A 10,970-nucleotide genomic window follows, 5' to 3' on the forward strand; every position below is an offset into this window, starting at 1 on the left:
GGGTCGCGAGATCACTCATGGTTGCAGTCGTCACCACCCTCCAGCAGGAAGGCGTCCGTGGCGAGCAGCGCGTCCGCGACCTCCGGCAGGGCGCAGCCCACGATCACGAAGTCGACGTCGAGCCCCGCCTTGGTGCGCTGGAACAGCAGCTCGTTGATGGCGGACCGGCACATCTCGCTGGTCTCGCACAGGTGGAACTCCACCCGCCCGGGGGTGGCCGCCATGACCTCGCCGAGGATCCTGCGGAACTTGCCCAGTTCGGCGGCGTCGATCACACCGCGGCAGCTGATGTGGGCGGTTCCGCCGTCGAACTCGCTGCGCATCCGCAGCCGCATCTGCGCGGGCTCCAGCTCCACCCGCACCCGCACCGGTTCGGTGCCCTCGGGCAGCCGTACCGTCAGGTCCTTGGCGTCGAAGTTCTGGTACGGCTGCCCGTCCACCCAGACCCGGGTCAGCTCCGCCGAGCCGGCCGGCAGCAGGTCCGGCGCCACCCGCAGCAGCCGCTCCGGCAGGTCGTCCGGGCGCGGCCGGAAGTGCAGGGTCACCGGGTCGTTGCCGAGCAGCAGACCGGTGTAGGTGGCCGACAGGTAGCAGAGCTCCAGCGCGTGGTAGCCGGCCATCGCGTGGCTGCCCTTGAGCCGCTCGGTGCCCAGCAGGTACGGGATGCCGTTGGCCAGGACGTTGAAGTAGACGCCGCCGTCCTCGTAGTCGAGGAAGTAGGCGTTGTAGAACGACGCCGCCTCCCGGGCCAGCCGCAGGTGCTCGGGGTCGTCGGTGGTGCCGGCCAGGATGAGGTAGGCGAGGATCGCCTGCTCCTGCTGCCACCAGGCCTTGCGGTCGTGCCAGACCATGCGGTGGATGCCGCTGTCCGGGTCGGGCTGCCGCTCCACCACGTCGTACCAGCCGCTGCGCAGCCCGTCGCTGCCCACCCCGGGCATCAGCTCGGCGATCCGCTCCGCCGTGGCGAGGTACTCGGGCTTGTCGTGCAGCGCCTTGATGCGGGTCAGGTTCCAGGTGATCTTGAGGTTGTGGCCGACCACCGCGCGGTCCTGCTGCCAGCCCCAGGTGCGGTCCGGGCTCCAGTCGGCGTGGAACCGTTCCTGCACGAAGGGGGAGTTGGGCTCGTCCGGGAACCGCTCGACGATCGTGTCCGCGGTCTCCTCGAGGAGGGCGGCGAAGTCGGAACGCCCGGTCGCCAGGTAGGCGTTGATCAGGTAGGCCGGGGCGTGGTCGCCGACGGAGTTCCAGTTCTTGCGGGACCGGTTGCGGCCCAGCGAGTCGGCGCCGGGGTCGAGGGCGATCGGGTCCAGGTGCGAGAAGAACCCGCCGTTCACCGGGTCGCGGAAGTACTTCTGGAACAGGGCGACCGTGCGGTCGATGTCGTTCAGGATCTTCGGGTCGCCGGTGATCCGGAAGGTCTGGGTGGGGCCGGCGAGCGCGTAGATCTGCTCGTACATGGGGATCGCGTCGTAGTCGTCGCCGAACTCCGAGGCGAAGACCGGCCGGTGCCCGTTCGGCGTGATGTCGATGCCGTGGTACCAGTAGGTGATCCCGTCCGCCTGGTCGTCCACCCGCATGTGCTCGCGCAGGTACTCGGTGCCGGACTCGGCCGCCTCCAGGAAGCGGTCCTCGCCGGTCAGCAGGTAGGCCGTGGCCAGCCCGTACACCAGCCGGGAGATGGTGTCGGTCTCCTGCCGCACGTCCTGCCCGTGGAAGTCCGGTAAGTGGGTGCCGCTGAGGGTGAGGTGGGTGCGGAAGTCGCGCCAGTCGTAGTTCCCGTCGGGGAACTGGCCGCGCAGGTAGAAGTCGGCGATGGCGGCGGCCTGCTGCACCCACCAGTTCGGGTGCTCGAAGACGTACTGGCCGCGGCTCTCCTCCGGGAAGGTGATCTCCTTGGCGTCGAAGCGGGCGCCGCCCTCCCACTCGTAGAGGATCCCGTACGCGAACAGGAACCGGCCCTCGGCCAGCATGTCCACGGTGTCGGCCGTGGTGTCGCGGTAGGAGTCGCCGAGGTTGCGGACGATGCGGGAGACGGCGTTGTGGGTCAGGTGGACCGTGAACTCCCGCCCGTCCGGGCTGCGCAGGCCGAACATGCGCCTTGTGGGGCTGTAGTGGGTGACGTACCCCGCCAGGGTGTCGGAGGTGATGCGTCGTTGGGAGAGTGCGCTCATCGTCGCGTGCCCTTCTCGTCGGGCAGGGCCGCCAGCAGCACGACGCTGCGGCCCTGGGCGTGATAGGTGGGACCGTCGACCGGCTCCTCCGCTCCGGGCGGGAGGATCTCGTACGGGGCCGGCCGGGCCGTGTCCAGGACGCGGTGCCAGCGGTGGCCGGGGAGCTCGGGCAGCTCGAATTCGAGGCCCAGGTGGTACATGTTGAGGATCAGGTGCAGGTCCGGGTCACCGTCGAAACCGCCGTACGTGCAGGCCAGCACGTGGGCGTCGGGGTTCTCCCAGCCCGGCTGGTTGAGGCGCGTGCCGTGCCAGGTGATGTCCGGCAGGAGACGAGGGTTGAGCCGCTCGGAGAAGAACTGCGGCTCACGGAAGGTGCGGTAGCGCTTGCGCAGCCCGATGACGTCCCGGGTGAACCCGAGCGTCTCCCGCTCCTTGCCGGCCTGGTCCCAGTCGAGCCAGGTGAGCGGCCCGTCCTGGCAGTAGCCGTTGTTGTTGCCGGCCTGGCTGTTGCGGAACTCGTCCCCCGCCAGGAGCATCGGGACGCCGCGGCTGAGCATGAGGACCGACAGCAGGTTCTTGATCTGCCGTACCCGCAGCCCCTCGACCTCCGGGTCGTCCGAGGGGCCCTCGGAGCCGCAGTTCCAGCTGTAGTTCTCGTTCGTCCCGTCGGCGTCCGCCTCACCGTTGGCGTGGTTGTGCTTGGTGTTGTAGCTGACCAGGTCGTTGAGGGTGAAGCCGTCGTGGCAGGTCACGAAGTTGATGCTGTTGGTGGGCAGTTCCTCCTGCGGCGCGAACAGGTCGGCCGAGCCGCCGAGCCGGGAGGCGACCTCGCCGGCGATGCCCGCGTCACCGCGCACGAACCGTCGTACGTCGTCCCGGAAGGGGCCGTTCCACTGTGCCCAGCGCTTCCCCGGGAAGCGGCCCACCTGGTAGAGCCCGCCGCCGTCCCAGGGCTCCGCGATGATCTTCGTCTCGGCCAGGACCTGCGACAGCTCTATCGCCCACAGCGCGGGCGGCACCGCCATCTCGTAGCCCATCGGGCCGCGCGACAGCTCCGAGGCGAGATCGAAGCGGAAGCCGTCGACGTGGTGCTCGGAGACCCAGTACTCGAGGGACTCCAGGATGAACTTGGTGACGATGGGGTGGTTGGCGTTGACCGCGTTGCCGCACCCGGTGAAGTCCATGTAGTGGGAGCGGTCCTGCGGCCACAGGTGGTAGTAGGCCTCGTTCGCCGCGCCCCGGAAACTGATCGTCGGCCCGAACTCGTTGCCCTCGCTGGTGTGGTTGAAGACCACGTCGAGGATGACCTCGATGCCCGCCTTGTGGAGCGCCTTCACCATGTCGCGGAACTCGGTGATGTGGGTGGCGAGATGGGGGCTCGCGCAGTAGCCGGTGTGCGGGGCGAAGAACCCGTACGGGTCGTAGCCCCAGTAGTTGCGCAGCGCTGTCCCGTCCGGTCCCGTGCGCAGGACCTGGGTCTCGTCGAAGTCGAAGACCGGCAGCAGCTCCACCGCCGTGACGCCGAGTTCCTTCAGGTGCGGGATCTTGTCGATGACGGCCGAGAAGGTGCCCGGGCACTCCGCCCCGGAGGTCGGTGAGGCGGTGAAGCCGCGGACGTGCATCTCGTAGATGACGGTGTCGGCCATCGGGGTCCGCAGCGGGGTGTCGCCCTCCCAGTCGTAGTCGTCCAGGTCGACCACCAGGCTGCGCATGGAGTGCTCGACGTTGTCCCCGGGACCGATCGCGCGGGTCCGGTCCCAGCGGCTGTTGACGTTGGCGCGGGCGTAGGGGTCGAGCAGCACCTTGCGGTGGTCGAAGCGGCTGCCCCCGGCGACCGGGTCCCGCGGCCCGTCGATGCGGTAGGCGTAGACCTGGCCGGCGCCCAGCCCCTGCACGTGGCAGTGCCAGAAGTGGAAGCTCCGGTGCCGCTCGGGGCGCAGCCGGACGGTCCGGTAGGGCCGCGGGCTGTCGCAGTGCTCGAAGAGCAGCAGGTCGACCCGGGTGGCGTGCTCGGAGAAGATCGAGAAGTTGACCCCGTCGGCGTCGACGGTGCTGCCCAGCGGCTGCGGGTGGCCCGGGGTGACCCCCGGCTGGACGAGGTCGAGGGTGTCGGGGGCCTGGTCGGCGGGCAGGGTCATGTACTCGTTCGCGGGATCCGTGGTCGTGGTGGCGGTCGGCTGGTCCTGGGCCTCGGTCGGGGCGCTCATGCGAACACCGCCCTGGTCCCGGCCGGGGCGTCGGCGCGCAGCCCGGCGAAGAGCTCGTCCCAGGGCACGGCACCGGCGGCCGGGCCGGCCTCGCTGCGCATCTCGAACGTCACGCCGTGCGCGGCGGGCGAGCCGATCGCCCGGACGCACGCCTCGGCGACGTGCTCGCGGGCCACGTACCCGTCGCCGACGTCGCCCTGCTCCAGGTGGAGCACGCCGTGGCCGGGCTCGTCGGTCAGCCAGCCCGGCCGGATCACCGTGTAGGGCAGCCCCGAGGAGCGGACCGCGTCCTCGCCGGCCAGCCGCCAGTCCAGCATCCTGCCGTAGGCGTTCATGGGGTGGTCGCGGCGGGTGACGTGCCGCTGGCTGACGAGCACGAAGTGCCGGTCGACCGGGGCGGCCGCGCCCAGGGCGTCGAGAACGTGGCGGACGCCGCCGTGCAGGGTCGACTCCGGGCTGTCCGGGCCGGCCGCGTCGGTGCCCGGCTCCACGGCGTAGACGACCGCGGAGCACCCGTGCAGGGGGGTGCGGAGCGTACCGGGGTCGCGTACGTCGGCCGTGAAGTACTGCGCCTGCGCGGGCATGTGCCGCCGGGCGCGCTGGGTGCTGCGGCCGATGACCCGGACGGTCTCGCCCCGGGCCAGCAACCGGCGGGTGACGAGCCGGCCGACCCGGCCGGTCCCTCCTATGACTGCGATCGGGCTGTCCATCGAGAAAACTCCCCAGGCTGTAGACGAGCCGGACGATTGGGGTGCGGGAAGGAGCAGGTGGATGCGTCAGGGCGTGTTCGATCAGGTCAGGTCAGGTCAGGTCAGGTCAGGTCAGGTCAGGTCAGGTCGGGCCGGATCCGGTCAGATCCAGCGCAGGATGTCGTCGGAGCTGGTCAGATGGGTGCCGGTGGGCAGTCCGGTGACGGCGGGGACCCGCAGCCGCGGGTAGACGCTCACCCCCGAGAGCCGGGTGCCGGGACGCAGGTCGGCGGCCTCGCCGATCGCCGAGTGGACGAGCCGGACGGGGTTGTCGCGCGCGGAGTGCACCTGCGCCATGGGCCCCACGTACGAGTCGGTGATGCGGGCGTACGGCCCGACGACGGCGCCGTCGCCGATCGCCGACCGGCTGAGCCGGGACCCTTCGTCGATGTCGACGTCGTCGCCGACGTCCGTGTACCGCAGCTTCACGCCGGGGCCGATCTCGGCGTTCCGCCCGATGCGCACGGCGGGGCCCAGCACCACGCTGCCCTCGGAGATCTTCTGGGCGAGGGTGGTGCCGTGCACGCTGTCCTTGGTGCGCAGGCTCGACTCGTGGATCCAGTACGGCGGGTCGGTGCTCACCGGCGCGCCCATGGCCCGGCTCATCCACCGGTAGCGGCCGCGCAGCACGTCGCCGAGGGTGGCCAGGTAGTCCGGGATGCTGCCGAGGTCGCCGAGCCGGTCGATGGGTGCGGCCGCGACCGGCAGGCCCCGCCGGACCAGCCAGGGCAGCAGGTCGCCGCCCCAGTCCAGGCGCTGCTGGGCGAGCCGGATCATCTCGGGGGTGCGGGCGGCCAGCCGCAGGCGGCCGCAGTCGATCAGGTACATGCCCGCGTTGGTGGGCAGGGTGAAGCCGGCTCCCGGCAAGGATGTCTCGGGGAAGAGGCGGTGGATGCGGTCGAGGTCGGGTTTCTCCAGGAAGCCCGAGACGGTGCCGTCCGCGGACTTCTGCATGACGCCGTACTTGCCGGCGATCTCCTCGGCGGTGCGGCCGACGGAGGCGACGGTCACGACGGCGTCGGCGGCGTCGTGCGCGTCGGTCAGCAGGGGGAGCGAGAACTCGAAGACGGAGTCGACCGGCATGACCAGGGCGCGGCCGGTCAGGTCCCACCGTTCGAGGTTGTGCAGGGTGGCGGCGCCCGAGCCGACGTTGTAGCGGTCGAGCCGGGCCCGGGAGTAGTGGATCTCGACGCCGAACCGCTCGCCGCTGCCCAGCACGAGCTTGATCTGGCTGTGGTTCTCGGCCCCCTGGGCGACCACGTGGAAGCGGCGGATGCCCTGGTCCCGGCAGTTCTCGACGAGCCACTCGACGACGGGCCGGCCGGCGAACGGGATGAGCGCCTTGCTGCGGATGTAGTCCGAGGAGGCGAGGGTGAGCGGCTTGGCACGTTCGCCCCGGCCTCCCGCCAGGATGATCCCTAACGTCTCGTCCCCCATGACTGCGCTGCCTCCTCGGCTGACGAATCAACGTCATTCAGTCAACTGAGCCCGTCATTGAGAGTCAAGTAAAAAGTAAAGAAAATGGGCGGACAGGGGTCATGGGAGGCCGTGACGGCCTCCTTAATACCGTCTCTGAGCTGGGAATATCCAGCTCGAATGTGAATTGACTCAGTGAGTCAATCGAGTTGTCATCCTGTCAGTCATGTCACGTCTGCAGGCTGGTCACTTCAGCTCGTCGGGGCAGGGTGTGCCCCGCGGCAGCTGGTAGGGCGCCGCCAGCCGGTACGTGCCTGCCTTCGGGGCCAGCAGCATCGTCCACTTGTCCCCCTTGGCGTCCTCCGGCGTCTCCCTCAGGCAGCCGTTGACGTTGGTGTACGTCTTCGGCTCGCCGTCGGCCCGGTGCTTGGAGGCCTCGGTCTCCTGGGGCGCCTTGAGGCTCTTGCCGTCCGCGTCGACGATGCTCAGCCAGGGCGAGTAGGGGATCCGGATCAGGATCCGGCCGGCCTTGCGGACCTCGATGGTCAGCTCGCCCTGTTCCGCGCTGTCCACCACCGCGTCGGGCTCGGCGAGCGGCACCGGGTCGGTCACCCGGAACAGCTGCCAGTTGGCGTCGCCCCAGACCTGCTTCAGGTACGGCATCCCGCGCCGCACCAGCGCCCGCTCCCGCTCCCCGCCGCCGTCGCCGTCGGGCTGGTCCTTCGGGACGACGACGAAGTGCACGGCCCAGCGCTGCAGCCACTCGTGGTAGTTCGCGGAGTTGAGGGTGTCGTCGTAGAAGAGCGGATTGCGCTCCATGTCGGCCTGGCGGTTCCAGCCGCGGGCCAGGTTGACGTACGGCGCGAGCGCGGAGGCCTCGCGGTGCGAGCGGGCCGGGACCACCTCGACGCGGCCCTTCTCGGCGCCGACCTGCTGGAGCTGGTGGACGAGCGGGGCGAGCTCGCGGGCCCAGGACGCGGCCGGGGTCGTGTGGATGATGTCGTCGACCGACTTGAAGCTGCTCCAGCCGCAGGCGCCGAGGAAGGCGAGGACGACGGTGTAGTACTTGCGCGAGCGCGGGACCGTGTAGGGGAGGGCCGCGATCAGCGTCACCCCCGCGAACAGCATCGGCAGCCGCGAGATGTTCGAGCCGATCTGCGAGCTGACCAGCCACACCAGCACCACGCCGAGGCTGTACACGGCTGCCGTCAGCCGGACCGTCTTCCACTCCTTCGGCACGAGGAAGAGGCAGAGCAGGCCGTACGTCAGCGGCATGATCACCGAGCCGAAGCCCATCGGCTGGGTGCCGGAGAACGGGAACAGCCAGGCGGAGACCGCCACCACGGCCGCGGGCGCGAGGCCCAGCGCCCAGGCGCCCGGCCGCCGCTTCTGCAGGAACAGCGCGACCGCGATCAGGCCGACGAAGAGCCCGGCCACGGGCGACGACATGGTGGCGAGCGCGGCGAGCGGCGCGGCCACGAGCGCCTTCGCCCACCTCTTGTAACGCCAGCGGTACGGCCAGCAGAACACCGCCCCGACCGAGGCCAGCGCGAACATCGTGCCGAGCCCGAAGGTGACCCGCCCGGACAGCGCGTTGCAGATCAGCGCGAACACCCCGGCGAGCGCGGCCCACAGGGGGTTCTTCACCGCACGGCTGCGGATGAGGAGCAGGGTCAGCAGCCCGGCCGAGACGGTGCCGGCGAGCATCATCGTCGTACGGACGCCGATCAGCGACATCAGGTACGGCGAGACCACGCTGTACGACACCGGGTGCATGCCGCCGTACCAGGCCAGGTTGTACGCGGAGTCGGGATGCCGGCCGACGAACTCGGCCCAGGCGTCCTGCGCCGCGAGATCCCCGCCGCTGTTCGCGAACGTGAAGAACCAGATGATGTGCAGGATGCCGGCGAGGGCGGTGACCGACAGCACCGGGTGGCGCAGCAGCCGTCCGCGCAGCGGCTCGGCGGCCCGCAGCAGCCGGTTGCCGGCCTTACGCTCCGTGTCGTCCGTGTCCGCCGACGGCAGGGCTATTCGCGGGCCGGCTACCGGGCCCGGATCGGCGTCGTCGGCGCGTGTCGGCTCCGCTGTGGCCACCTGAAGGCACTCCCCGTGTCCCGTCTTCTGTTACCGGCCGCGTTCCACGGTGTTGGCGGCCGCTTTCCGTCCAGTTCGCGGCCGTGTCCCGGCGACCGGCGACCTGCCCCGATTCGTGACGCTAGCACGCACCCCGCCGCGGGGCCCTGGGGTGGGCCGCCATCGGCGGGGTGCGGTGACGGAATGCCGGTTATGGGTCAGCCGAGGCGGGTCAGCCTGCTCGTGAACCCGGGCTCGGCCAGGTCCTTCTCCAGGGCGACCGGGACCTGGACGGCGGAGCCGGAACCGTCACCCACGGTGAGGGTGCCGACCTTGGTACCGGCCTGCGCGGTGTGCGGCACGTCGTCGGCGGCGAACGACAGCTTCACCTTCAGCCCCGACCAGCCGACGGCGGTGACGTCCTTGGTCGCCACGACCGGGGTGCGGCCGCCGAGCCCGTCGTCCACGTACCCGACGACGTCCCCCTTCTTGTAGATCGTCGCCCCCTTCAGCGCGCCCTGGGCCGCCCGGATCAGCGCGTCGCCGGCGTTGAGGGCGGCCTTGAGGATGCTGTTGTCGTTGCTGGCGTTGGCCGGCTGCCGGATCACCGCGCCGATGACCGTGCGGGTCTCGCCGCCGACCGTCTTCTTCGCGGCGAAGACCAGGTTGCCGAGGGCCGAGGTGGTGGTGCCGGTCTTGATGCCGACGACGTCGTTGTGGCCGACCAGCTGGTTCCAGTTGGAGTGGTTGACGCCCTTGTAGTCGTCGTACGACATCATCGCGGCGACCTCGCGGAAGGACGGCTCGCTCGCCATCGCGGCCTTCGCCAGCTTCACCTGGTCCACGGCCGTGGACACCGTGGAGTTCGTGAGCCCCGACGGGTCCGTGTACGTCGTGTTGGTCATGCCGAGCTTCTTCGCGGTGGTGTTCATCTTCGCCACGAACGACTTCTCGGAGCCGGCGTCCCAACGGGCCAGCAGGCGGGCCACGTTGTTGGCCGAGGCGATCAGGATGGACTCCAGGGCCTCGCGCTGGGTGATCGAGTCGCCTGCCGTCACGTCGACGGTCGACTCCTGGCCGGCGTTCGCCTGGTCCTGGGCCGCCTGGTCGATCTTTATCTTCGGGCCGGCGGCACCGCTCTTCAGGGGGTGGTCGCGCAGGATGATGTACGCGGTCATCACCTTGGCGACGCTCGCGATCGGCACCGGCTTCTGGTCGCCGGAGGAGCCGAACGTGCCGATGCCCTGGACGTCGAGGGCGGCCTGGCCGTCGGCCGGCCAGGGGATGTCCGTCTTGCCGCCGTCGAAGGTGTACGTGTCCTTCGCGGTGAGGTCGAGGGTGGGCTGGGGGAGCGGACGCAGAGTCTGCACGACCGCAAAGACGATCAGCAGGACGATGACGAGCGGCGTCCAGATCTTGACCCGGCGGAAGAGGGTCCTGACCGGGGTCTCCGGCGGCGGCGGGGTGTTGGTCAGCTCGGCGAGCAGGTCCAGCGGGGGCTTCGGGGGAAGCGGCTGCTGGGTGGTGCGCTCGGGGCCGACCTGGGGCAGGACGGTGGTCCGGGTGGTCGAGGCGGGCTCGGGCTTGGCCTCCGGCTTCGGGCCCTGCCTTATGTCCGACTTGAGAGCGACGAACTTGCTGGTGCGCTCGGCGTCGGCCTCGGGGGTCCTGGGCTTCGCACCCCCCAGCTTGAGCGTGGTGGTCGGCTGGTCCACCTGCGGGGGGCGGGGGGCCTTGAGCATGGTCGTGGGCTGATCGACGGCGGGCTCGGCTTCGCCGTCGCCGCCGTCGGTCTTCCCGCCCGCACCGTCCGCGCGGCCGTCGCCGTCAGGTGCGGGTGCCCCCTGCGGCGCCTCCTCGCTCTCGCCGTCGGCGTCCGCGCGACCGTCCCCGGAACCCGAACCACCGCCCGCCGACCCGACCTTGCCGCCGGGCACGGCGTCCTGGATCTCGGCCGTCGCCTTCGGCTCGGCGTCCTCGGGTTTGGCGTCCTGGGGTTCGGCGGTGGCCTCGGGCTTGTCGGCGGGTTTGGCGTCCTCGGGGTCGGCCGTCGCCTTCGGCTTGGCGTCCGCGGGTTTGGCGTCCTGGGGTTCGGCGGTGGCCTTGGGCTTGCCGCCGGGCACGGCGTCCTGGGGCTCGGCCGTCGCGTTCGGCTCGGCGTCCTCGGGTTCGGCGGTGGTCGTCGAATCGTCCCGGGGGGCGGCGTCTTCGGGCTCGGTGGTGGCCTTGGGCTTGTCGGCGGGCTCGGCGTCGGCGGGTTCGGCCGTCGCCTTCGGCTTGGCGTCCGCGGGCTTGGCGTCCTCGGGTTCGGCGGTGGTCGTCGAATCGTCCCGGGGGGCGGCGTCTTCGGGCTC

6 protein-coding genes are annotated in these 10,970 nt (G+C 70.7%); all 6 read right to left on the reverse strand.

The annotated features are described in order from the left end of the window. Nucleotides 1–11 precede the first annotated feature (11 nt). Nucleotides 12–2,171 (reverse strand): AGE family epimerase/isomerase, encoded by a 2,160-nt coding sequence (locus ACFY0P_RS34995; RefSeq protein ID WP_388922449.1) that lies wholly within the window; start codon nucleotides 2,169–2,171, stop codon nucleotides 12–14. Continuing rightward, nucleotides 2,168–4,378, reverse strand: a complete 2,211-nt coding sequence (gene glgX, locus ACFY0P_RS35000) for a glycogen debranching protein GlgX (RefSeq protein WP_388922452.1) — start codon at nucleotides 4,376–4,378, stop codon at nucleotides 2,168–2,170. Before glgX ends, ACFY0P_RS34995 begins: the two co-directional genes overlap by 4 nt. Continuing rightward, nucleotides 4,375–5,088: an SDR family oxidoreductase gene (locus tag ACFY0P_RS35005; protein ID WP_388922455.1), complete on the reverse strand. Its 714-nt coding sequence runs from the start codon at nucleotides 5,086–5,088 to the stop codon at nucleotides 4,375–4,377. The genes glgX and ACFY0P_RS35005 overlap by 4 nt, the downstream gene beginning before the upstream one ends. A gap of 141 nt (nucleotides 5,089–5,229) precedes the next feature. Further along, nucleotides 5,230–6,564 (reverse strand): sugar phosphate nucleotidyltransferase, encoded by a 1,335-nt coding sequence (locus ACFY0P_RS35010; protein ID WP_388922458.1) that lies wholly within the window; start codon nucleotides 6,562–6,564, stop codon nucleotides 5,230–5,232. A gap of 225 nt (nucleotides 6,565–6,789) precedes the next feature. Beyond that, on the reverse strand, nucleotides 6,790–8,637 hold the full coding sequence (locus ACFY0P_RS35015) for an MFS transporter (RefSeq protein WP_388922460.1): 1,848 nt from the start codon (nucleotides 8,635–8,637) through the stop codon (nucleotides 6,790–6,792). Between the two features lie 197 nt (nucleotides 8,638–8,834). Continuing rightward, a partial coding sequence (locus ACFY0P_RS35020) for a serine hydrolase (protein ID WP_388922463.1) occupies nucleotides 8,835–10,970 on the reverse strand: 2,136 nt, incomplete at its 5' end.

Origin of the sequence: Streptomyces sp. NPDC001714 (assembly GCF_042892755.1) — a bacterium.
GTDB lineage: Bacteria > Actinomycetota > Actinomycetes > Streptomycetales > Streptomycetaceae > Streptomyces.